The 26809-nt window shown below is 68.1% G+C and carries 2 protein-coding genes; both read right to left on the reverse strand.

The genetic code is table 11. From position 1 onward, the window contains the following. Nucleotides 1-985: 985 nt before the first annotated feature. Nucleotides 986-1777 carry an FkbM family methyltransferase gene (locus tag ABZV58_RS25335; RefSeq protein ID WP_355002627.1) on the reverse strand — a complete coding sequence of 264 codons (792 nt, stop codon included), beginning with the start codon at nt 1775-1777 and terminating at the stop codon, nt 986-988. Continuing rightward, complete coding sequence (locus tag ABZV58_RS25340; RefSeq protein ID WP_355002628.1) at nt 1771-26208, reverse strand: non-ribosomal peptide synthase/polyketide synthase; 24438 nt, start codon at nt 26206-26208, stop codon at nt 1771-1773. The genes ABZV58_RS25335 and ABZV58_RS25340 overlap by 7 nt, the downstream gene beginning before the upstream one ends. Nucleotides 26209-26809: the final 601 nt, after the last annotated feature.

Here is a 26809-nt window from a genome sequence, read left to right on the forward strand (position 1 = left end):
CACCATTTGGCGTATCCCGTCACGATCGACCTGCCCGCCGGATTCCAGCCGGAGGGCATCGCGATCGGGACGTTGCCGGTGGCCTACTTCGGTTCTCGCGCAGACGGTTCCGTCTACGCCGCGAGCCTGCTGACCGGCCGGGGTGCCATCCTGAGCCCCGGCCCTGGGACGCCGTCGCTGGGACTCGCGGTCGACGACCACGATCGGTTGTTCGTCGCGGGCGGCACCGGGGGTGACGCCCGCGTCGTCGATACCCGGACTGGCTCGCTGCTGGCCGGCTACCGGCTCGCGACGCCGCCGGACACGTTCGTCAACGACGTGGTCCTCACGCCCGCCGGCGCGTGGTTCACCGACTCGCGCACGCCCGTGCTCTACCACCTGCCCGTCGGCGACGACGGCAGTTTGCCGTCGCCCGCCGCCGTGGTGCGCCGCCCGCTGACCGGCGACATCGTTCAGGTGCCAGGAGCGATCAACGCCAACGGCATCGTGCGCACCCCGGACGGCACGGGGTTGATCATCGTGCAGTCAGTGACCGGCAAGCTCTTTCGCGTCGACCCGTCGACCGGCGCGACCCGGCAGATCGAACTCGGCGGCGAAGCGGTGCCGAACGGTGACGGACTCCTGCTGCACGGCAACACATTGGTGGTCGTGCAGAACCGGCTGCATACGATCGCTGTCGTCGCGCTCGACCCCGCGGGCGCGACGGGCGCCGTCGAGCGACGCGTCACCGACCCGCGCTTCGACGTACCTCACCGTCGCGGCGTACGGCGGGCGTCTCTACCTGCCGAACGCTCGCTTCACGACACCGCCTTCCCCCGCCACGCCCTACAACGCCGTCGCCGTCGAACGACCTCGATGAATGCCGGATCGTTCGACATCGGGGAAGGCGGCGACGACGCGGTGGCTCGCGTTCATGCCACCTATCGTCCGGTCACCTCGAGCAGCCTACCGTTCCTTCGAGTAGTGGCGTGGCACGTGATTGGTATCAGGCGGCGCGCGGTCTGGTCGCGAATACCTCGTGTATTTCGGTTCCGACCAAGCGTGGATCCTGCTGGGCTTGCACCGACATGCCGTGCTGATCGAACAGTTCGCGGACTTCTCGTAGGCGATCTTCGATGTCGTGGATCTCGGCGACGACGGCGTGAATACGTCGCCAGTCCGTGTCGGTGATGCCGCGCAAGACATCCAACTCCGCGCGCTCGACATCGACTTTGAGCAAGCCGATCTCCCGGTCGCGGCAGTGTTCGTCGAGGATTGCCGAGACGGTGGTGACCTCGACCTGCAAAGGCACGCCTTCGTGCAGCCCGTTGGTGATGAGCCCGATGGCTTTGTCGTCCAGGCCACAGTTGCGCAAATAGATCCGGGTGGCTTGATCGTCCGCCTCGCGGTCGGCGAAGAAACCGGAGTTCGCCGAAGCGCGCGGGTACCAGGTGAACGCCCGGGTACCCGGGCTCGCGCCGACCGCGAGTTCCAGGGAGAGCCCGGCCGGGACATGCGCCGCGATGTTGCGGTCCAGGCAGCGATAGGTCATCGGCGCGGGCTCGACGGCGATGACCTGGATTCCGGGGCAGATATCGGCGAACATCATCGCGGTCAGGCCGATGTTCGCGCCGATGTCCAGGGCGATATCGCCGGGTCGAAGGTGTTCGGCTGCCCGCCGGTAGAACCCGTGTGCCGAGGTCGTCTCACCCCACAACATGCGGGCCTCGGCCGGACTGGTGCAGGTCACCGTTCTGCCGTCGTCGAGCCGCAGTTGCTGCAAAGCTGTGGTCAGCATTGTTCCATGAACCTCTCCAGGACGGGGCCGATGACGGCCAGGGCATGCGGATGGCTCAGCTCGAGGTGACGGGCGTCCACGACGACGTTGTGCACCTCTCCGCTGACGTAGGGCCGCCATGTGTGGACGAGCCCGTCGTGGTCCGGGTGGTCTTTCCCGGCGGTGAAGAACACCAGGTCGCCGTCGAACACCTCGGGCCGGTGCGCGGCGGATATCTGGCTCGCGGTCCGGAAGCTCTCCATCACCCGATCGGTCTGCTCGGCGCTGAACAAGCCCGTCGCGACCACCTGATCGCGGATGATGTGCCAAGCCTGTTCATGACTGCCCGCCTGCACGTCGTCGTCGAGGCCGAACAGCTCTCGCCAGCCACCGAGCAGATCGGCCATCAGCTGTCCCGGTGCGGGTTGGTCGGTCGGCGCCGATTGCGGCGGCGCGTCGGCCGCGCAGTCGAGCAGGGCCAGCATGCCGACCAGGTCGCCGTCGCGTCGCAGCCGGACCGCCATGGCGTGCGCGATCTGACCACCCAACGACCAGCCGAGCAGGTGGTACGGACCCGCCGGTTGCACGCGGCGAATCTCGGCCACATACCGGTCGGCCAACTCGTCGACCGACCGCGCATCCGGCTCGCCGGATACGACGTGGGGATCCTGCAACCCGAACACCGGCCGATCCGGATGCAAATGTTCGACGAGGCCGCCGTAGAACCACGCCAGGCCGCCCGCCGGGTGCACGGCGAAGACCGCAGGTTCTGTTCCGCTCCCACGCAGCGCGAGCAGCACCTTCAGCCCGGAGTGGCCGTCCGCGTCGTCGGCCCGGCGCGCCAAGGTTCTCGGCGTGGCATCCTCGAACATCCAGGGCAACTCGATGGTCACTCCGCGCGCACTCGACTCGGTCACCGCCATGGTGGCCAGCAGTGAATTGCCGCCCAAGTCGAAGAACCCATCGGTCGCCCCGACCCGCGGCACACCCAGGACCCGCGCGTACACCTCGGTGAGCACCTTCTCGGTGTGCGTGCGCGGCGCGACGTACCGCTGGACCGATCCCTCGAAATCGGGCGCGGGCAACGCTTTCCGATCCAGCTTGCCGTTGACCGTCAGCGGCAGATCGGGCAAGACCATGACCACCGAGGGCACCATGTAACTGGTCAGCACTTCGGCGGCGCCCGCGCGGACCTGCCCCGGATCGAGCCGCTGCCCATTGCTGCTGACGACGTAGCCGACCAGCTGGTCCACGTCGCGCTCGTGGCGGTGCACCGCCACTGCGGCCCGCGACACCGCAGGATGGCGCAGCAGCGCCGACTCCACCTCGCCCAGTTCGATCCGGTACCCGCGTAACTGCACCTGCGCGTCGGCACGGCCGAGGTAGGTCAATTCGAGCCCCTCGGTGGTCTCGTGCCAGCGCCCGACATCGCCGGTGCGATACAATCGCCCGCCGTGTGGATCGAACGGGTTCGCCACGAAGCGGCTCGCCGTCGACGCGGGCGCTCGCAGGTAGCCGCGCGCGAGTTGCCCTCCGGCGACATAGATTTCGCCACGTACACCGACCGGCACCGCTTGCAGCCGGTCGTCGAGCACGTAAACCCGCAGCCCCGGTAGCGGCGTGCCGATCCCGGCGGCGTCCGGACTGTCGACCTCGGCGAAGGTCACGTGCACGGTCGTCTCGGTGATCCCGTACATGTTGACCAATCGCGGCGATCCGGGCTGGTGTGCGGCCAACCATCCGGTCAACCGCGCCGCATCCAGCGCCTCGCCTCCGAAGACCACATACCGCAGCGCGAGATCGCCGCAGCCGCATCCGGATTCGCGGTATCGACGCTCGGCGTCGACGAATCCGTAGAACGCCGACGGTGTTTGGCTCAACACCGTGACGCTCTCCCGCGCAACCAGTTCCACGAATGCCTCCGGCGACCGGGAGGTGGCGTAGTCGACGACGACCACGCGGCCCCCGCTCAGCAGCGCGCCCCACATCTCCCACACCGCGAAATCGAAGGCGTAGGAATGGAACAGCGTCCACACGTCGTCGGGGCGCAGGTCGAATCGCTCGGCGGCGTGGGTGAAGAGCGTGACAGCTTCGCGATGGCTGACGGCCACTCCCTTCGGCGTACCGGTCGACCCCGAGGTGTAGATCACATAGGCGAGGTTGTCCGGCCGCGCGGCCGCGGGTAGCGGGCGGTCCGCGACCAGGTCCGGGGCCGCTTCGATCAGGACCGTCGGCGCCGCGTATTCCGGTATGTCCGTCGCCGACTCGGCCGATGTCAATACCGCGGCGGGACGCGCGTCATCGAGGATGAACCGCAAACGCTGCGGAGGGTTGGCCATATCCAGCGGCAGATATCCCGCCCCCGCGCGCACCACCGCGAGCAGCCCGACGACCAGATCGAGGGAGCGCGGCAATGCCACCGCCACCAGGGTTTCCGGGCCCACACCGTGTTCGGCGAGCCGAACCGCGAGCCGGGTCGCGCGCCGGTCCAACTCGGCATAACTCAGCTGCGACACGCCGTCGGTGACCGCGATCGCATCGGGCTGGGCGGCGACCTGGGCGGTGAACAGCTCGGCCAGACTCACTTCCGCGACCGGACCGCCGTCGACTCCGGCGGCCGCGAGCACTTCGTGTCGCTGGTCGGGGTCCACGATCTCGATATCGCCCACCGCGACAGCGGGATTCGCGGTCGCCTGCTCGAGGATTCGGCTGAACGCGCGCGCGAAACGAGACATCGTCTGCTCGACGAACAGATCGGCGGCGAAGGTCAAGCGGCAGGCCATGCCGCTCGGTGCGCCCCCGGCGTCGAACTGTTCGACGAGTTTCACGTTCAGATCCGCGCGGGCCTGGTCGAAGCCTGCTTCGATCGGCTCGACGGTGAGCCCCGGCAGTTCCAACGTGGCCGCGCTGAGATCCTGGACGTCGAGGGTCACCTGATACAGCGGCATGTGCGCGGTCGACCTGCGCGGATTCACCACCTCCACGACCTGCTCGAACGGCACATCGGCGTGCGCGAACGCGGCCAGGTCCGTCTCGCGAGTGGCGGCGAGCAACTCCTCGAACGGCTGCCGGGCCGACACCCGTGACCGCAACACCAGCGTGTTGACGAACATGCCGATCAGCTCGTCGAGTTCGCGATCGCCACGACCGGCCACCGGGGTGCCGATCGCCACATCGTCCACACCGGCCAGCCGTGCCAGCAGTACGTTCAACGCGGTGTGCAGGACCATGAACACCGTGGCGTTGGCCGCGCGTGCGAGTGCCTCGATGCGGACATGCAACTCGGCGGACAGCTCGAAGTCGACCGTGCTGGCGCGCATGGAGGCGACCGGCGGCCGCGGCAGATCGGTCGGCAGCTCGAGCAGCTCGGGCACACCGGCGAGGTTGTCGGTCCAGAATCGCAGCTGCCGGGAGACCAGCGAATCCGGATCGGTCTCGGCACCGAGCACCTCGCGCTGCCACAACGCGTAGTCGGCGTACTGGATCCGCAAGGGCGGCCAGTCCGGTTGCCTCCCTTGCCGACTCGCCTCGTAGGCCACTGCCACATCCCGTGCCAGCGGCATCATCGACTGACCGTCGGAGCAGATGTGGTGCACGCAGATCACCAGCACGTGATCGCGTTCGTCGAGGGCGAACAATTCGGCTCGCACCGGTGGCGCCTTGGTCACATCGAAGCCCGCCGAAACCACGGCCGCCGCTCGTTCGAGCACCTGCCGTTCGTCGACCCGGATCGGGCTCAGCGCCGGCGCCACCTCGGCGGTGTCGACCATGACCTGCCCGGGCATTCCGTCGATCAGTGGGAACTTGGTGCGCAGCGACTCGTGCCGGTCGATGACCAGCGCGCACGCCTGCCGCAACGCATCGATGTCGAGTTCGCCGCGCAACCGGATCACCAGCGGAATGTTGTAGCCGCCGACCGAGGTGTCGAACTGGTTGAGGAACCACATGCGCTGCTGGGCCGGGGACAGCGGCACCCGCGCCGGGCGGGGGCGCGGTGTCAGCGGCACGGCGAGCCGGCGCTCGGCTTCGCCGAGACGCGCGGCCAGCTCGGCGACGGTCGGTGCGTCGAAGAGGTCTCGGATACCGAGGTTCACCTCGAGTGCCGTGCGCAATCGCGCGACCGCCCGCGTCGCGGAGAGCGAATTGCCACCGAGGTCGAAGAAGCTGTCCGTCGCGCCGACCGCGCCGATACCGAGGACTTCGCCGAAGACATCCGCGATGCGCTGTTCGGTCTCGGTGCGCGGGGCGATCCGTTCCCGTTCGTCGGGGAACCGCGGTGCCGGTAGTCCCGCCCGATCGAGCTTGCCGGTCGCGGTGAGCGGGAGTTCGGTCAAGGGCACGAGCAGATCGGGCACCATGTGCGCGGGCAGGCGCCGCCGGGCCGCGGCCTTGACGGCGTTCACATCGATGTGGCTGTCGCCGACCAGATAGCCGACGAGCCGATCGGTGCCGCTCACATCGGCGCGCGGCACGACCGCCGCGTGGTCGACGCCGGGACAGTCGGACAGTACGGTTTCGATCTCGCCGAGTTCGATGCGTTGACCGCGGATCTTGACCTGGAAATCGCGGCGACCGAGATACTCCACGGTGCGGTCGGTGCGCCAGCGGGCCAGATCGCCGGTGCGGTACATGCGCGAGCCCGGCGCGCCGAACGGATTCGCCACGAACGACCCGGCGGTGGCGCCGGGGCGGTTCAGATACCCGCGGGCCAACTGGATGCCCGCGAGATACAACTCGCCCACCACCCCGATGGGCACCGGCCGCAGCCACCGATCGAGGACGACGGCCTCGACGCCACGAATCGGCCCGCCGATCGTCACCACATCACCGGGAAGCAACGCGTCGTTGATCCCGGCCAGCATCGTGGTCTCGGTCGGTCCGTATCCGTTCGACAACCGCCTGCCCGGCGCCCACACCGAGATCAACTCCGGTGTCACCGCCTCGCCGCCCGCCATCAGCACACGCAACGAATCCATCCCGGCCGGCGTCATGGTGGCCAGCACACTCGGAGTGAGGAACGCGTGCGAAATCTGTTGCGTGCGAATGAGTTCGGCCAACTCGTCCCCGGCGAACGCGTCCGGCTCCGCGACTACCAGCACTGCGCCGCTGGTGTGCGCGAGCAGAACTTCCAGGAACATCGCGTCGAAACCGACGCTCGCGGCGTGCAGCACACGCGACCGGGTATCCACACCGAAGCGATCACGCAGGACGGCGGCGAAATTCGCCAGCCCCGCATGGGGGAGTTCGACGCCCTTCGGAATCCCGGTGGATCCCGAGGTGTAGATGACATACGCCGTGTCCTGGATCCGTGGCGTCCGCGAGCGCTCGGTGTCGGTGACGGCCGCCGCGGACTTCGCCGCGATGGCGGCCTCGGTGTCCGGATCGTCGAGGACCAGCGGGCGCACCACGTCGGGAAGCAGATCCCGGGACGCCGTGGCGGTGAGCGCGACCCGCACGCGGGAGTCCGTGATCAGATGCGCGACACGCTCTGCCGGATTGCGCGGATCGATCGGCAGGAACGCCGCACCCGTTTTGGTCACCGCCCACAGGCTGGTGACGAACTCGATCGACCGCCCCAGCGCCAGCGCGACCTGATCGCCAGGGCCGACGCCCCACTCGATCAATTGCCGCGCCAGCTGGTTCGAGCGGGCGTCCAATTCGGCGTAGGACATCGTGCGCGGACCCGAAAGCAGCGCCGCCGCATCGGGATTCACTCGCACGCCCGCGGCGAACAACTCGGCAGCGAGCTGCGGCGTTTCCGGACTGCCGCCCGTCGCGGGCACCAGCTCGCGTCGCTCGGCTGCCGACAGCAGATCCACCGAATCCAGCCGCGCGAACGGATCGGTCGCGATCGCGCGCAGCACGATGTCGAACCGGGCGGCGAGACCGGACGCCGTCTCGTCGTCGATGTGATCCGGCTGATAACGCAGGCGCACCCGCAGAAAATCGGTGTGGTGTGCCTGCACGGTGATCGGATAGTGCGCGGCGTCGCGGCCGTCCGCCGCGATCACTCGCATCCCGTCGACGTCGGCATCGCCGAGTCCGCTGCTGTCGACCGGGTAGGACTCGAACACGACGAGGGTGTCGAACAGGGCGACGGCATCCACAGCCGCCAGGATCTGCGGCAGTTCGAGATAGTGGTGGTCGAGCAGTCGGGTGTTGTCGGCCTGCAGTCGGGTCAGCGTTTCGGCGATGGTCCGGTCCCGGCGGACGTCGGCGGCGACCGGAATCGTGTTGATGAAAAGACCGATCATCGACTCGATCCCGGGCACGTCGGCGGGGCGGCCGGACACCGTGCTGCCGAACACCACGGTGTCGGTGCCGAGCAAGTCGCCCACCACCACTGCCCACGCGAACTGCACGATCGTCGCCATCGTGACCGAGTGTGCGCGGGCGAAGTCCGCCAACTCCGCTGTCGTATCGTGATCGAGATCGATCGTCAGATCGATCGGGATGGTCGCGGACGTCTCGGTGTGCGCACCGGCGATCAGTGTCGGCTCGGTGACGTGGCGTAGCGCGTCTCGCCAGACCTCGATGCTCGCGGTGCGATCACGGCGCCCGAGCCATTCCAGGTAGTCGCGGTAGGACGCGGCAGCGGGCAGCGACTGCTGCTGGGCGTCCGCGGCGTACAACCCGATGAGCTCACGCCACAGCAGTGGCAACGACCAGCCGTCGAGCAGCAGGTGATGCGCGGTCACCAGCAGCCGGAACTCGTTCGGGCGCACCGTGATCAGCAGGAACCGCAGCAGTAGGGGATCGGCCGGATCGAATCCGGTGGCCCGCTCCGCGTCGATCACCTCGTTCAGGCCCACCGCGTCCCCGGACAGCGTGATGCTGCGCCACGACACCGCCGTAGCGGTAGGAATCACTTGCACCGCAACGCCTTCCGCGGTGCGAGTGAAGGCGGCCCGTAGGTTGGGGTGGCGGTCGAGCAGGGCCCGCGCGGCGCGCTCGAGCCGGTCCTCGTCGACCGCGCCGGTCAGGGTCAGCGCCGATTGCGCGAGGTAGACGTCGATCCCGCCCGCGGCGATCTCGGCGTGGAACAGCAGCCCCGCCTGCAGCGGCGCCAATGGCCACACCTCGCTCAACGGTCCGTACCGGTCGGCGAACTCGTCCAGTTCGCGCTGGGTGAGGTCCACGAGCGGAACATCGGTCCGCGACAGCCCCCAATCCTCGGTCGCCAGCGCCGCGATCGCGGTCATGGCATCGACCCATTCGCCGGTGAGTTCGGCGACGTCGTCGTGGTCGAGCAGCCGCGAGGCGTAGCCGACGTAGGCCGAAAGCCGCGGCCCGGCAGCGCCGTCGATGACGTTCACATCGATCGTGAGCACCGCCGCCGCCGGCATATCCGGATCGAAGGCGGCTCGGCGGTCGAAGGACTCGTCGGTGGGTACCCACGGCAGATCCGACAGTGTCGCGAGGTCGACGCCGACCCGGCCGAGATAGTTGACACTGATCTGCGGTTCGGGCAGCGCGGCGAGCAGGTCGGCCGTGCCGGGATTCGAATAGCGCAGCAGGCCGTAGCCGATGCCCTTGTCCGGGATGGCGCGCAGCTGGTCCTTGACCGATTTCACCGCCGCGCGCAGGTCCGCTGGATCGATGTCGCTCAGCTCGAGCGCGACCGGATAGCGGGTGGTGAACCAGCCGACGGTTCGCGAGAGGTCGGCGCCCGCGGCGAGCTGCTCTTCGCGACCGTGACCTTCCAACAGGACCTTCATGCCCGCGTGCGCGTCGCCGCGACGGCTACGCCAGCGAGTCAGCGCCACGGTGAGCGCGGCCAGTATCACCTCCTCGACGCTGCCGCGCACGGCGCGGGGCACCTCGTCGAGCAACGGCGAGCTCACCTCGACCGGGAGCGACACCGTCAGCCCACGCACGGTCGCCTGTGTATCCCGCGTGGGATCCAGCTCCGCACGCCCGAGGAGCGGATCCGATGCCGAAGCGATCCGCTGCCAGAGTTCGACTTCCCCGGTTCGCTCGGCCGCCGCGGCGGTCAAGGCGTGCGCCCACCGACGCATGGAGGTCCCCGGAGCCGCCAGTTCGACCGCCCGGCCCTGAACGACTTGCTGCCAAGCGGACACGAAGTCGGGCAGCAGGATTCGCCACGACACCGCGTCGACGGCCAAGTGATGGATGACGATCAGTGCCCGGCCCTCGGCGTCCACACCGGACTCGGGCAGCAGGCACACGACGTGTACCAGCCTGCCCGCCACCACATCGAGCCGGTCGTATGCCGCGGCGGCCGCCGCTTCCACCACGGCGGTGAAACCGGCGCTGCCCGGAGCCTCGTCGGCGCGGAAGGTTCGCATCGAGACGGAATCGGCGGCCTCGGCGGCGCTCGGTGGCGGCACCTCCCAGCGTTGCCCATCGAGCCGCGACCGCAGCACGTCATGGTGTTCGATGATCACCCGTACGGTCGAGACCACGTCATCGATACGTGCGTCACGCGGCAGACGTACCAGCATCGACTGCGCGAACCGAGCCGGCGCCCCTAGGCACTCGACGAACCAGGACACGATCGGCGTCCACGGAAGATCGCCTACCGCACCGCCGGGCAGCTCGACAAGGCTCGCCCGTTCGGCGGTCTGCGCGACCCGCGCCAGCCCGCGAACCGTCTTGTGCTCGAGAATATCCCGGGCCGTCACGGTGATCCCCGCCGCCTTCAGGCGCGCGGCCAGCTGAATCGACATGATGGAGTCGCCGCCGAGCGCGAAGAAGGAGGTCGTCGCCCCCACCGTGGACACACCGGTGACGTCGGCGAAGGCGTCGGCGATGGTGTGTTCCAGAGGGTTCGACGCGGCGACGGCGACGTCTTCGGTGGTCTGGAAAACCGGCTCGGGCAATGCTTCCCGATCCACCTTGCCGGACGAGGTGAGCGGCAGGTGGTCGAGCACGGCGATCGTCGCCGGCACCATGTGTGCGGGCAGGGCGGCGGCCAAGTGATCGAGCACCGCGCTCGGTTCGACGACCGTCGCGGGTTCGGCCGTGACGTATGCGGCGAGCACCGGGCGCCCACCGGGGCCTTCTCGACTCACGGTGACCGCGGTGGCGACCGCCGGATGGGTCAGCAGCGCGGCGTCGATCTCGCCCAGCTCCACGCGCTGGCCGCGAATCTTGATCTGGAAATCGAGGCGGCCGACGTACTGCAGCGTGCCCTGCGCGGTCCAGCGGACGATGTCGCCAGTCCGGTACATCCGCGAACCCGGCGCACCGTACGGGTTCGCCACGAACGAACCTGCCGTCGTCCCCGGCCGATTCAGGTAACCGCGAGCAAGTGCGGCTCCGGAGAAGTACAGTTCCCCCGGCACTCCGATCGGCACCGGCCGCAGCCTCGCGTCCAATACCACCGCCTCGGCACCGCGAATCGGTCCGCCGATGGTGAGCACCTCTCCCGGCTGCACCGGGTCGCTGATCGTGATCACGATCGTCGTCTCGGTCGGGCCGTAGATGTGGTGCAGCCGCCGCCCGGCCGCCCAGGCGGCGATCAGATCCCGTGCCACCTTTTCGCCGCCGACCGCAAGCATCCGCACCGAATCCACCTCGCCGGGCGACATCGTCGCCAGCACACTCGGTGTCAGGAACGCATGCGTCACCTGATGGGCCCGGATCAGTTCGGCCATGGCCGGGCCGCCCAGCACCTCCGGCGGCGACACCACCAACGCCGCACCGGCCGCATGCGCCATCAAGGCTTCGAGCAGTACCGCGTCGAACGCGGGCGCCGCGGCTTGCAGCACGCGCGAGGTGGCCGCTACCTGATAACGCTCACGTTGCTCGGCCGCGAAGGCCGCCAGCCCCTCGTGGGTGACCATCACACCCTTCGGTGTCCCGGTCGACCCCGACGTGTAGATCACGTATGCCGTATCCCTGATCCGAAGAGGGCGAGGGCGATTCGCGTCCGACACGGCATGGCCGGGACGCGCGGTGATCTCGGAGGCGGTGCCCGGGTCGTCGAGTATCAACCAGCGGACGCCATCCGGCAGGGACGGCCGCGCGGCCGCGACGGTGATGCCGACCTCGGCACCGGAATCATCCAGCAGATATGCGATCCGCTCCGGCGGATAACGCAGGTCCACCGGCACGAACGTGGCGCCGGTCTTCGTGATCGCCCACATCGCGACGTGGTAGTCGGCCGAGCGCGGCACGACCAGTGCGGCGCACGTCCCCGGACCCACGCCCCAGGAAAGCAGCTGCGCCGCGAGCTGGTTGGCGCAGTGGTCGAGCTCGCCGTAGCTGAGCGTGCGGGTGCCGTCGATCAGGGCGATCGCCCCGGGAGTCGTCGCCACGGCCGAGGCGAGCAGATCGGGTAGCAGACGCGGCGCTGGGGCGTCACCGCCGCGCGCGGGGAGCAGCCGTTCGGCCTCCTCGTCACCGATCAGTGACACCTCGCCTATCGGCCGGGCCGGATCGGCGACGACCGCGTCCAAGACAGACACGAACCGCTCGGCCAGCGCTGCTGCCGTAGTCTCCACGAAAAGATCTGTCGCATAGACGATTTCACCATCGAGCCCGGCCGGTCTGGTACCGTCGAGGCGTTCGTTCAGCAACACCGTGAGGTCGGTCTTGGCTTGGGCGACATGGGGATCGAGCACTTCGACATCGACGTCGGACAGCTGGAAACCGGCAGCCGCGGTGTTCTGCAACCCGAACAGCACCTGATACAGCGGCGTGTAAGCCGTCGACCGTGGCCGGTCGAGCACATCGACCAATCGCTCGTAGGGGAGATCCGCGTGCGCGAGCGCCTCGAGGTCGATGTCGCGCAACTCGGCCACGAATTGCCGGAACGACCGGTCGTCGCGGACCGGCGTGCGAAGCACCACCGTGTTGACGAACATGCCGACCAGGTCCTCGAGCGCCGGGATGCCACGGCCCGCGACCGGTGTACCGACCGACACGTCGTCGGTATGCGCGGTGCGCGCCAGCACGATCGCGAGCGCGGCGTGCAGAACCATGAAGACGGTCACGCCCTCGCGACGGGCCAGCCGCACGACCTCCTCGTGCAGCCGCTGCGGGATGTCGAAGCGGACACTGCCGCCGACCATCGACATGGTCGCGGGCCGAGGGTGGTCGGTCGGCAGGTCGAGCAACTCGGGGGCGTCGCCGAGAGTATCGATCCAATAGGGGATCTGCCGCGCGATCATCGATGCGGGATCGTCCTCGGCGCCGAGGATCTCCCGCTGCCACAACGCGTAGTCGGCGTACTGAACCGGCAGGGGTTTCCATTGCGGCGCAGAGCCTTGCACGCGCGCGTGGTAGGCGGCGAAGATATCGCGCGCCAACGGCGCCATCGACGCGCCGTCGGCGGCGATGTGATGGACGACCAGCACGAGGACATGCGCGTCGGGGCCTGTCCGATACAGCCGTGCTCGCAGGGGCACCATGTGCGCGACGTCGAAGCCCATCTCGACGGTCTGCTGTATCCGCTCGGCCAGCACGGTCTCGTCGGCGACCGGCTCCGGGTCCAGCGCCGAGCCGTCGACCACCTGCGCCACATCCCGCACGACCTGACATGGCTCGCCGCCGATTGGGGGATACACCGTCCGCAACGGTTCGTGCCGAGCCACCACATCGCCGAATGCCGCGCGCAGCGCCTCGACGTCGAGCGCGCCGGTCAACCGGGCCGTGAAACTGATGTTGTAGGCCGCCGAGGCGGTGTCGAACTGGTTGATGAACCACAACCGGCGTTGCGCCGTTGCCAGCGGGACAGTCGCCGGGCGTGGCCGCGCTGCGAGCGGAATCAGCGCCGCCCGCGGCCGCTGCGCCAGCCGTGCCGCCAAACCGGCGATCGTCGGTTCCGCGAAGATGTCCCGGATGCCGACTTCGACGCCGAGCGCTGTCTCGGACCGTGCGGCGATCCGAACGGCCGACAGGGAGTCCACACCGATTTCGAAAAGGTTCGCCCGCACGCTCACTTGCCCGGCACCGGTGACCGCGGCGACGATATCGACCAGTGCTGCTTCGCTTTCGGTGCGTGCCGGGACGAATTCCTCGCCGTCGTCGAAGGTAGGCGCCGGCAAGGCGGCGCGGTCGAGTTTTCCGTTCGAGCTGAGCGGCATGACGTCGAGCACCTCGACGCTGGCCGGTACCAGATACGACGGCAGCAGTCGCGAAAGCCGCTCGCGGATCGTGCGCCCATCGGTCACCGCCGCGGGCGCCAGCGTCACATAGGCGACGATGCGTTCGGAGGTCGCGACGACCGCGGCACGGGCCACCTCCGGCAGCGCGCACGCCGCCGCTTCGATATCGCCCGGTTCCACCCGCTGACCGCGCACCTTCACTTGGAAATCGCTGCGGCCCAGGTATTCCAGCTCACCGCTGCGCGTCCACCGCACCAGGTCACCCGTGCGATACATCCGCTCCCCGGGCGCCCCGAACGGGTGCGCGAGAAAGGCTGCGCAGGTGAGGTCGGCTCGCGCGTGGTATCCGCGCGCCACCTGCACACCCGAGACGTACAGCTCACCGACGACCCCGACGGGCGCCGGTCGCAGCCGCTTGTCGAGCACGTAGACCCGCATCCCCGCCACGGGCGCGCCGATCGGGACCGTCGCCGAGGTCCGCGCACCCGGCAGGCAGCGCGCGGCCGTGACCACCTCCGCCTCGGCCGGGCCGTACCAGTTCACCACCTCGGCCTCGGGGAATACGCGCAGTGCGGCGTCGACGGTGTGCTGTGCCAGCGCCTCACCGGCGACGAAAATCTGTCGGACGGAGCGTAATTCGGTATCGCCCTCGGATTCGAGCAAGACCTCGAGCATCGACGGCACGAAGTGCACCGTGCTGACGTCACGGCTCGCGATCAGGTCGGCGAGGTAGGCCGGGTCCCGGTGCCCGTCGGGTTCGGCCACCACGATCTGCGCGCCGACCTGCAACGGCCAGAACAACTCCCACACGGCGATGTCGAAGGTGATCGGCGTCTTGTGCAGGACCGTATCGGACGCCGTGTGCGGCCACTGCTGCTGCGCCCACGCCAATTGACTCGTGGTCGCGGCGTGGGTCAGGGATACGCCTTTGGGAACCCCGGTCGAGCCGGAGGTGAACAACACGTAGGCCACGTTCTCCGGCCGCAGCGGCGCGAGCCGTTCCGCGTTTGTGATCGGGAGGCCGGACACTTCGGCGAGTTCGAGTCGATCGATGCGAACGGAGTCGAAACCGGCGGGCAGACCATAGTCGTCTGCCGAGGTGGTGAGCACCAGCAGCGGACGTGCCGTGCCGAGCACACTGGCGATGCGCGCACTCGGTTGGTCCGGGTCTATCGGTAGGAAGGCGGCACCCGCCTCGACCACCGCATACAGTGCGGTGACCAGCTCGATCGAACGCCGAACACAGACCGCCACAATACTTTCCGGCCTTGCGCCGCAGGAGATGAGCCGCCTCGCCAACCGGTTGACGCGGTCGGCGAACTCCCGGTAGGACAGCGCCTCGCCGTCCGCGAGCCGAATCGCCGGGGCCTCAGGGGTGCGTTCGACCTGGTCGGTGAAGGCGTCGACCAGGGTCCGGCCGACCGAGGCGGGGTCGCCGGTGTCGTTCCAGTGGTCGAGCACCAGCTGCCGCTCTCCGGCATCGAGCAGATCGATAGCGCCGATCGGCGAATCGGCGTCGGTCGCGAGACCGTCCAGCAGGCGCACGAACCGATCGGCGAAACGCTGCGCGGAGTCGGCATCGAACAGGTCGGTGGCGTAGGTCAGGCGCAGCGTCATGCCGCTCGGCTCGTTGTCGGGCCCGTGCTCCTCGGTCATCATCAGCAGCAGGTCGTAGATCGCGGCGCTGTCCCCGGGATCGATGGTCTCGATGGTGAGGCCAGGAAGTTCCACGTGCGCCCGCACCATGTTCTGGTAGGCGAGCATCACCTGGAACAACGGCGCGTGTGCCGTCGATCGTGCCGGATTCAGCGCCTCCACCAGTTGCTCGAACGGCACGGCGGCGTGATCGAAATCCTCGATGTCGTTGTGCCGCACCGCGTTCAGCAGGTCGGTGCCGGTCTGCTCGAGCCCGACGCGGGTGCGCAGCACCAAGGTGTTGACCAACATTCCGACGAGATGGTCGAGTGCCCGGTGCCCGCGACCAGCGTGCGGCACGCCGATCGTGATGTCGTCGCTGCCGGACAGCCGCGACAGCAGCACCGCGAGTGCGGTGTGCACCACCATGAACGTCGTGGCTTTGGCTCGCTGGGCCAACGCCTCCACCCGGCCTTGCAATTCGGCCGAAATCTCGACCCGCAGCAACGCGCCGCGGTGGGACTGCTCCACCGGGCGCGGCCGATCGGTTGGCAGTTCGAGGAGTTCGGGGATACCCGCCAGTCGGGTTCGCCAGTAGGCGATATCGCGGAACAGGGGCGAGTCCGTGGTGTCGGGCGAACCGAGCACCTCGCGCTGCCACAAGGCGTAATCGGCGAATTGGACGGTGAGTGGCGCCCAATCCGGGAGATTTCCGCTGGTCCGTGCCCGATACGCGGTCACGATATCGGCGGCGAGCGGTGCCACCGAATAGCCGTCACAACTGATGTGGTGCACGGCCACCGCGACCACCCAGGCCGTATCCGACAGCTGATACAGCGCGACCCGAAGCGGCACGCCCTTCGAGACATCGAACCCGGTGCTCGAGAACGCGGCCAGCCGGGGGACCAGCTCGCGCTCCGCGATCCGCCGCGGGGTCGGATCCAAGCCCGCGACGACGTCGGCCGCGTCCAGCACCACCTGCGTGGGCATGCCGTCGACGGGCGGATACATGGTCCGCAAGCTCTCGTGACGGGCGACGACATCACCGACGGCCGCGGCGAGCGCATCGACATCGAGCGCGCCCTCGAGCCGAATCGCCAGCGGCACGACGTAACCGGGCAAGGCCGGATCGAACTGGTTGAGGAACCACATGCGGGCCTGCGCCGTCGACAACGGCAGGCGCGGCGGTCTCGGCCGCGGCGTCGGGTCGGGCAGCGCGGGCACGCCACGCAGCTGTGCGATCCGTTCGGCCAACTCGGCGACGGTGGGCGCCTCGAAGATCATCCGGACCGGCACGGTCGCATCGACGACGGCCCCGATCCGGCTCAGCGCGCGTGTGGCCACCAGCGAATTCCCGCCCAGGTCGAAGAAGTCGTCGTCCGCGCCGACCGCGGGCAGACCGAGCAACTCGGCGAAGACCTCGGCTACGACTTGCTCCACCAGCGAACGCGGTGCCCGGTAGCCGGCCTCGTGGTCGCTCGGCTCCGGTTCGGGCAAGGCCCGATAGTCGACCTTGCCGTTGGCCGTCAGTGGCACGGTGTCGATCCGGACGATCGCCGAAGGCACCATGTACGCCGGCAGCCGCTCCAGCAGGAAGCGTCGAATCTTTTTGGTGTCCAGAGCTTCCGGGGAGACAACATAGGCGACCAAGCGGTGCTCGTCACGGCCGGGACGCACCCGGGCGACGGCCGCGCTCACCTGCTCGTGCGCGAGCAGGGCGGCCTCGACATCGCCCAGCTCGATTCGCAGTCCGCGGATCTTGACCTGGTTGTCGGCGCGGCCGACATAGTGCAGGGCGCCGTCCTTACCCCAGTGAACCAGGTCGCCGGTGCGGTAGAGGCGGGTTCCGCGGGCACGGTCGAACGGATCGGCGACGAACGTCGCCGCCGTCAGCCCTGGGCGCTGGTGGTATCCGCGGGCCAGCTGGATGCCGCCCAGATACAGCTCGCCGGTCACGCCCGCCGGTACCGGATGCAGTCGCGAATCCAGCACGTGAACGATCACATTCGGCTCGGGAACACCGATCGGAACGGCGGCGCCGTTCATCCCGTCGACCCCGTCGACGTGGTACGCGGTGACGCTGACCGCGGCCTCGGTCGGCCCGTACAGATTATCGATGCCCGCGTCGCTGACTTCCCGCAATCGCCTGACGGTTTCGGTGGGCAGCGGTTCGCCGATGCACAGCACTCGCCGCAGATCCGGGAAGTCGCGGCCGGTGGCCGTCTCCTGGAACACCGAGAGCAGCGACGGCACGAAATCGGCTGTCGTCACATGATGTTCGGCGATCAGCCGGGCCACCGCATGCGGATCACCGCTTCCGTCGGGGCCTGCGACAACCACTGTCGCGCCGGATACCAAGGGGCAGAACAACTCCCACACCGACAGATCGAAGGTGACGGGCGTGCGCAACAGCATGACGTCGTCGCCGAGGTGGTAGTGCTCACGCAGCCAGCGCAGCTGATTGACCACCGCGGCATGCGCTATCGCCACCCCCTTCGGTACCCCGGTCGAACCGGAGGTATAGATGACATAGGCCAGATTCTCCGGTCGCAGCGGCTCGAGCCGATCGGCGTCGGTCAACGGCGAGGGATCCTCGTGCGCGGCCTCGAGATCCGCGAGCGTCCATACCGGAACGTGGCCGGGCAGATTCGCGTCGTCGCCGGGACGGGTGAGCACCGCCCTCGGCCGCGCTGCGGTCAGCACGGCGCGCACGCGCTCGCGCGGATGGTCCTGGTCCAAGGGCAGGTACGCCGCGCCGGCCGCGTGGATGGCATACAGCGTGATCAGAAGGTCGACCGAGCGCCGCATGGCCACGGCCACAGTGGTTTCCGGGCCCACACCGCGTGCGATCAACGCGCGGGCCAGCGCGTTCACCCGTCCCGCGAACTCACGATAGCTGAGCCGCGCGCCGGTCTCGGCGTCGAGCACGGCGGTGTTGTCCGGCGTCGCCGCGGCCTGGGCGGCGAACAGGTCCGCGACTGTCGTCGACGGCAGTGGGGTCCTCCGCCCGGTCTCTCGCGCGACGAGCTCGCGCGCTTCCCGTGCGGTCAGCAGCTCGACGTCGCCGACCGGCTGGGCGGGATCGGCGACCATCGCCCGTAGCAACAGCACGAAGCGTTCGAGCATGGAGGTGATCGTCGCCTCGTCGAAAAGATCTGTCGCGTAACCGAATTCGACGGCCATCTCGCCCGGTTCACCGGCGCGCGCCGCGGTGTCGACGAGGTTGAGATGCAGATCGTACTTGGCCACACTCGGATCGGCGGCCCGCGCCGACACCGTCATGCCCTCGAACTCCACGGTGGGTATCTCGATGTTGTGGAACGAGAATCCGACCTGTGTCAACGGCGCGTGCGCCGTCGTGCGAGGCGGATTCAGCACCTCGACAATCCGCTCGAACGGGATGTCGGCGTGGTCGAAAGCGGCCAGATCCCTCGCTCGCACCTGCTCCAGGACCTGCAGGAAGGACGCGCCGGGCTCGATGCGGGTGCGCAGCACCAGAGTGTTGACGAACATGCCGATCAGGCGCTCGAGTCCCGGCTCGGCCCGACCGGCTATCGGTGTGCCGACCGCGATGTCGCCGGTTCCGCCCAGCCGGGCCAGCAGTACGGCATAGGCGGCGTGCAGCACCATGAAGACTGTCACGTCGTGGCTGCGGGCCAGCGCGACTATGTCGCGACCGAGGTCGGCGGGCAGCGTCGCCGACACCGTCGCGCCGCGGAACGATTGCCGGGCCGGGCGCGGCCGGTCGGTGGGCAGGTCGAGCACTTCGGGCAGATCGGCCAGTGCCGTGCGCCAATACTCGATTTGGGTGGCGGCCGGGGAGTTCGGCTCGTCCTCGGCGCCGAGCCATTCACGTTGCCACAGCGCGTAATCGACGTACTGCACGGGTAACGGTGGCCACTGTGGCGGCCGCTGCCGGACGCGGGCGTTGTAGGCGGTCACCAGGTCCGCGGCCAGCGGTGCGAGCGATGATCCATCGAAGCTGATGTGATGGACGATGAGGACCAGCGTGTGCTGCTCGCAGGCCTTGCGCAGCAACGTGATTCGGAACGGCACGTCGCGGGTGACGTCGAATCCGGCCGCGGCGGCCGCGGCGATGTGCGCCGCTATATCGTCGGCCGCCACCTCGATCGGCTCGAGCATGGACATCTCGGCTCGAACCGGCACGATCAGCTGGTGTGGTCCGTCGTCACTGTCCGGATAGATGGTGCGCAGCGTTTCATGGCGGCTGAGCACATCGGCGATCGCCGCGCGCAGGGCGCGCACGTCGAGTGGTCCCGCCATGTCCACGACCAGCGCGATGTTGTACAGCGCCGAGCTCGTGTCGAACTGATTGAGGAACCACATCCGAGCTTGGGCGGGCGCGAGCGGAATCCGCGTCGGCCGCTCCCGCGCGACCAGCGCTTCTCGACCGGGTGCCTCGATGGCCTTCAGAGTTTGCGCGAATGCCGCGAGGGTCGACGCGTCGAAGACGGTGTGCAGCGGAACGTCGACGCCGAATACGGCGCTCAGCCGCGCCGCCAGCCGCGTCGCCGACAGCGAGTTGCCGCCGAGGTCGAAGAAGTTGTCGAGCACGCCGACGCGATCGAGGCCGAGCACAGCGGCGCACACATCGGCGACGATCTGCTCGGCCGCGTCTCGAGGCGCGACGAATTCGGTCTCGGTGGTGAATACCGGCGCGGGTAACGCCGCGCGGTCGACCTTGCCCACCGAGGTCAGCGGCAGCGAGTCGAGCATTGTCAGCGCGTCCGGAACCATATGCGACGGCAGGTGTTGTGCGGCGTGGGTCCGCAACTGCGCGATGTCGACGGCCTCGGCCGCCGGCGTGACGTAGGCAGCGATTCGCGGCCCGCTCTCCGTGGCCACACTGACCGCCACCGCCGCCGCCACGGCGGGATGCCCGGCGAGAACGGCTTCGATCTCGCCGAGTTCTATGCGCTGGCCGCGGATCTTCACCTGGAAGTCGGTGCGCCCGTGGTATTCCAGCGTGTGCTCGGGCGTCCAGCGGGCGAGGTCACCGGTACGGTACATGCGGGTACCGGGCTTGCCGAACGGATCGGCCACGAACGCCGAAGCGGTCTCCCCGGGCCGATCGAGGTAGCCGCGAGCGAGGTGGATGCCACAGAGGTACAGCTGTCCCGTCACCCCGACCGGTACCGGCTGCAGATTCTCGTCCAACACCAGGGCCGCGACACCGCGAATCGGGCCACCGATCGTGACGCGGGCATCGGTGCGCAGCGGGTCGCTGATCGCGACCATGATCGTGGTCTCGGTGGGCCCGTAACCATTGAACAACCGACGGCCCGGACCCCACACCGCCGCCACCTCCGCCGACACCGCCTCGCCACCGGCCACCAGATCCCGCAAGGAGTCGGCACCGTCGGGCGACATGGTCGCGAGCACGCTGGGTGTGATGAACGCATGCGAAACGCGCTGTTTATGAATCAATTCCGCCAATCGGTCACCGGCGAAGACCTCCGGTGGCGACACCACGAGCGCGGCGCCGTTCGGATGGGCCATCAGCAGCTCCAGCACCAGCGCGTCGAAGCCAGGAGCCGCAACCTGCAACACCCGGGCGGAACTGTCGATCCGATAGCGGTGACGTTGTTCGGCGGCGAAATTCGCCAAGCCCGTGTGCGTCACAGTGACGCCCTTCGGCTCACCCGTCGACCCCGACGTGTACACCACGTACGCCGCATTCGAGACCCGGCAGGGCCGGATCCGATCGGTGTCGGTCACGGAGCCGGAAGATTGTGCGGCAATGCGGATCTCGCTGGCCGGATCGTCCAGCAGCAACCGGGGTGCCGTGGGAGGCAACAGATCCTGGGTGGCCCGCGTCGTCAGCACCACCCGCGCCCGCGCGACCATGAGCGCGACACGCTCGGCGGGATTGCGCGGATCCACCGGGACGAATGCCGCACCGGCCTTCGCCGTCGCCCATATCCCGACCACGAGTTCCACCGACCGGCCGAGTACCAACGCGACCTGGTCGTCCGGACCTATTTCCCACTCGATCAACAACCGGGCGAGCTGATTCGACCGGACATCCAACTCCCCATACGTCATCGTGCGTTCCGCGGCTACGATCGCCACGGCGTCCGGATTCTCGACCGTCAGCAACTCCGCCAGCACCAGCGGCTGCTCGGCAGCGCCGCCCGACGCGGGCACCAGCGCGGCTCGCTCACGCGGTGACAGCACATCGATCACACCGACGCACTCGTCCGGATTCGACACGACCGACGCGAGGATCCGATTCAGTCGCCCGGCGAAATCCTCGATCGTCGCCCGATCGAACAGGTCCGTGGTGAAGTTGATCCGTAGTCCGAGATCACCTGCGGCGCTGGTGTTCTCGGCGACGGTGATGACGAGATCGACCTTCGCCGGTTGCGGTCCCGGATCCAGGACCTCTACGGTGAGCTCGGACAGTTCCAGGCGCGGGCGGTCCATGTTCTCGAAGGCCAGGTACACCGAGCACAGCGGGTCGCGCGCCGCCGACGGCATCGCATCGACCACCTCCGTGACACGTTCGTAGGGCAGATCGCTGTGGGCGAAGCCATCGATATCGATGTCTTTGACCCGGGCCAGGAACTCGGCGAACGGCTCGTCGCCGCGGACCTGGGTGCGCAGCGGCACGGTGTTGACGAACATGCCGATCAGCGGTTCCAACACGCGCTCACCCCGGCCCGCGACCGGCGTCCCGATGGTGACGTCCGCCGAGCCCGACAACCGGGCGAGCACGACCGCGACCGCGGCGTGTACGACCATGAAGCTGGTGGCGTTCGCCGCGCGCGCCAACCGCTCTATCCCGGCGCGTGTCTCGGCAGGGACGACGGTGTCGACGACATCGGCGAGCATGGATCGGCGAGCTGGCCGCCGACGGTCGGCGGGCAGTTCGAGCACTCGCGACATTCCCGCCAATCGCGTTGTCCAATACCGCAGTTGGCGTGCGGCGAGCGAGTCCGGGTCGTTGTCGTCGCCGAGAACGTCGCGGTGCCAGATGGCGTAGTCGGCGTATTGCACGCTCAGCGGTTGCCAGTCCGGCGCGTATCCCTGAGACCGTGCTCGGTAGGCGGCCGCGAAATCCGCTGCGAGTGGTGGCAACGACGATCCGTCACAGCAGATGTGATGCAGGACGACGACCAAGGTGTGTCGGCGACGGTCGGTGGATGCGAACAGCGCGATCCGGATCGGCGGACGTCGGCGCACGTCGGTGCCGGTCGAGGCCAACTCCCGGATTCGGTGCTCCAGTTCGTCCGGCTCGGTGACTCGCGGGGTCGGATCGAGATCGGCGGCGACCTGCTCGGTGGGCAGAATCACCTGCGTGCCTCGACCATTCACTGCCGGGTACACGGTGCGCAGGGATTCGTGTCGTCGCAGCAGATCGGTGAGCGCCGCACGTAGCGCCGTGGCGTCGAGCTGTCCGGTCAGCTGCAATACCAGTGGAATGTTGTAGGCCGCCGAGGTCGGATCCGCCTGATTGATCAGCCAGATCCGATTTTGTGCCGGTGCCAGCGGGATCGGCTCGACGCGTGGCTGTGCCCGCAGGGCGGGGCGGCTGTAGTGCGGCCCGACGTCGATATGGGCGGCGAGCCGGGCGACGGTGGGATTGGCGAACAGGTCGCGCACCGATACCTCGGCGCGGGTCAGCTCGGCGATCCGGACCGCGGCGCTGGTCGCGGTGAGCGAATTACCGCCCAGTTCGAAGAAGTTGTCCAGCACACCGATCCGCGGGACACCGAGAACTTCGCCGAAGACCTCGGCGACGGTCTCCTCCGCGACGGTGCTCGGCGCGACGTACGCCGCGACCGAATCGATGACCGGTTCGGGCAGCGCCCGATAATCCACTTTGCCATTGACGGTCAAGGGAATCGCCGGCAAAACGACGATGTGTGCCGGGACCATGTACTCCGGCAGCAACGACCCGACGTGCGCGCGCACCGCCTCGGGTTCGAAGACCGCTTCGTCGGTGGGCACGACATACGCGACCAGCCGAGCCGCTTCCGTCCCCGGCAGGTGCACGATGACCACCGCCGCCGCGACCGCGCTGTGACTCAGCAGCGCACTGCGGATCTCGTCCAGCTCGATCCGGAATCCGCGCAGCTGCACCTGCTGGTCGGCGCGACCGCGATATTCCAACTCGCCCTCGGTATTTCGGCGAGCGACGTCGCCGCTGCGATACAGCCGCTCGCCAGGGCGGCCGAACGGATCGGCGACGAAGCGTCCCGCGGTCAATCCGGGGCGGTCGAGATAGCCGCGGGCCAGTTGGCCGCCCGCGACGTAGAGCTGCCCCCAGGCGCCAAGTGGCACCGGGCGCAGGTGCTCGTCGAGAATGTAGACACGCAACCCCGACAGCGGCGGCCCGATCGTGCTCGGCGCGCCCGGCACGGCGATATCCGGTGTCAGCTCCAGATAGGTGACGAACACGGTGGTTTCGGTGATGCCGTAGCTGTTGGCCAGCACGGGCAGATTCGGATTGTGCCGGTACCAGGTCGACAAACCGGCCGGGTCGAGCGCTTCGCCGGAGAGCACGACCAGCCGCAGTCCGAGCGCGCCGTCGGGCTCGCCCGCATCCGCGTAGCGCCCCCGGGCGGTGACGAATTGATCGAAGGCCGAGGGGGTTTGGCTGAAGACGCTCACCCGCTCGCGCGCCACCAGTCGCACCACGTAGTCCGGCGAACGCGTGGCCAGGCTGTCCACCACGACAACGCGACCGCCGGTTGTCAGCGCGCCGAAAATCTCCCACACCGAATAGTCGAAAGCGAATGAATGGAACAGTGTCCAGACATCGTCGCGGCGGATTCCGATGCCGGCACACGCGTTCGTCAAGTAGGTGGCCACCGCGCGATGGGTGATCGGCACACCTTTCGGCCGCCCCGTCGACCCGGAGGTGTAGATGACGTAGGCGATGTTGTCCGGACGCAGCGGGCGGAGGCGCTCGGCATCGGTGATCGGATGCGCGGTCTCGACTTCCCGGTCGTCGCCGAACAACACCACTCGGCCCGGATCTCCAGGCACCCGCTCGCGCAGACTCCGTGTCGTCACGACCGCGATCGGATCGGCATCGCGCAGTACGTAGTCGAGTCGATCGACCGGGTGCGCGAGATCCAGCGGGAGATATCCGGCGCCCGACTTCAATACGGCCAACGCCACGACGATCAGGTCGGCATCGCGCGGCATCGCGATCGCCACCAGCGATTCGGGCCCAGCGCCGCGGGCGATCAGCGTGCGGGCGAGCCGGTTCGAACGCTCGTCCAACTCGCCGTAGGTGAGGGCGATCGTGCCCGCCGTGACGGCGACCGCGGACGGGGTGGCCACGGCCTGCCGGGTCAGCATATCGACGAGCGTCGCGGTGGTCGCCACGCCGTCGCGGCCGGCGAGCTCGCCGAGAATGCGCTGCCGCTCCGCGGAAGCGGCAAGCGGGATGTCGAGCACGTGCGTGTCGACGGGCGCGGCGATGATCTGCTCCAGGAAGTCGACGAATCGGTTGATGTGCATGTCGAGTTCGTCATGGCTGTACAGGTTGGCATTGCCGTGCAATTCGATGAGCAGGGGCGCATCGGACCCGGAGCGGTAGAGGTTCAGCTGCAGATCGTCCAGGGCGCCGGAGGTCAGGGCACGATAGCGGCCCACCGCCGAACCGAGGCGAATCTCGGAATCGAAGAACAGGATGTTGACGATCGGGCCGAACGAGGTCGCGGCCGGGTCCAGGGCGGCGGAATCACGGCGAAGGTCCTCGAAGCGGTAGAGCTGATGACGCATCGCCAGGACGAACTCGGACACCGACGCGCGAATGAGTTCTTCCACGGTGGTCGTCGCGTCCACGGTGAATCGGATCGGCACCATGTTCGCCAACATCGCGGCGGCATTGCGCAGTCGCATGGTCACCCGTCCGGTCACCGGCAGTGACAAGACGACGTCGTCGGTGTCGGTCATGCGGGACAGGAAGGCGGCAAAAGCGGCTCCGAGCACCTGTGCGGGCGAAGCATCCAGATCCTCGGCGAAACGGTCGAGCCCGGCGGTCAGCCGTGACGGCAGCCGCCGGCCGGCGAAGCGATCGTCCTCGCTCCATTTGGCGGTGCGACCGGACAGACTCGTGGTCGGCGGCAGATCCGCGACCTTGTCGAGCCAGTACGCCTTGTCCTTGTCGAATCGGGCGCCGGCGCGATACTCCTGCTCCATGGCGATGATGTCGGCCAGCCGCGCCGCCACCAGCGGAGCAGGCGGCCTTCCCTCGAGCAGCGCGTTGTAGTGCTCGGCCACCCGGTTCAAGCCGTTGAACGCGCCGTAACCATCGATCACCAGGTGGTGGGCGCGCCCGTACCACAGATACCGGTCCTCGCCCAGCCGGATCAGGCGTGTCTCGGCGAGCCGGTCCCTGGCCAGATCGACGATCTTGGTGTTGTAGTCCCGCCGCATCCATTCCATCGCCGCCGCGTAGGGGTCGTCTTCGGCGCTGAGGTCGAGCAACGGTTCGTCGTAAACGAAGCTGTGATCGACGAATTGATAGGGGTGGCCGGCGGATTCGACCACACGGACCACGAGCGACTCGGATTCGTGGGCGGCGATGTTTACCGCCTTGGTGAACGCGGGGTAGTCTATCGGTCCCTCGATCTCGACGTAGTGCGCGATATTGACGTTCGGACCGCCCGGCAGGTTGTTAGCGAGCCACATTCCGTACTGCGCCCTGGAAAGCGGAATCAGATCCGGATCTCGGTCCGCAGACGTGGCTGAATTCGAACTCATCGTCTAACCCCTCCTAGAATTCCGGACACGGGAACAGCGCACAACAAAACCCCGCCCGTGCCGGGCATTTCCTGAACGTCCAGATGCACTTACATACGCACTTCATCTGCATTGTGAATGGCAGCACGACGCCGCGGCCGCTCCTCGACGGATACGGCTCCAGGCGTCGGCGCCTTTCAAATGTATTTCGACCCCCTGTCCCCCGACCCTGTCTACAACAACTGTGCAACAAATTCGTCGTGAGGCGGCACGACGATGCCACTGTAAACCCGTTGCGGCCGAAAAACACCTGGCCACGCCGGTCGTTGCGGATCCCGTTAGACGTGTCGAACTAAGTACGTTTTGTCCGAATTCGAATGCGATTCGTGTTGTCGGCTCCGGCGATCCCTGTGCCACACCGGGTTCGCGACGTCAAACCAATGTTCGACTCCGACCCGCTCGGCTGCCGCTTCGAACATAGATATGCCCCTTCGTTCGTTCGAAAAGACAACATGCTCACAACATCCCCGCGCCGATACGGTACGGGAACCTGATGCGGCCGCGGTGTAGGAAAACCCGCTGCACCGTACCTATTTAATGCTACTGAATACCTGCTTTCTTG

The sequence above is a fragment of the Nocardia sp. NPDC004654 genome (assembly GCF_040609595.1).
Lineage (GTDB): Bacteria > Actinomycetota > Actinomycetes > Mycobacteriales > Mycobacteriaceae > Nocardia.

Coding starts and splice junctions, on each gene's coding strand:
- ABZV58_RS25335 (WP_355002627.1), bottom strand. CDS start 1,777: ATGCTGACCACAGCTTTGCAGCAACTGCGGCTCGACGACGGCAGAACG.
- ABZV58_RS25340 (WP_355002628.1), bottom strand. CDS start 26,208: ATGAGTTCGAATTCAGCCACGTCTGCGGACCGAGATCCGGATCTGATT.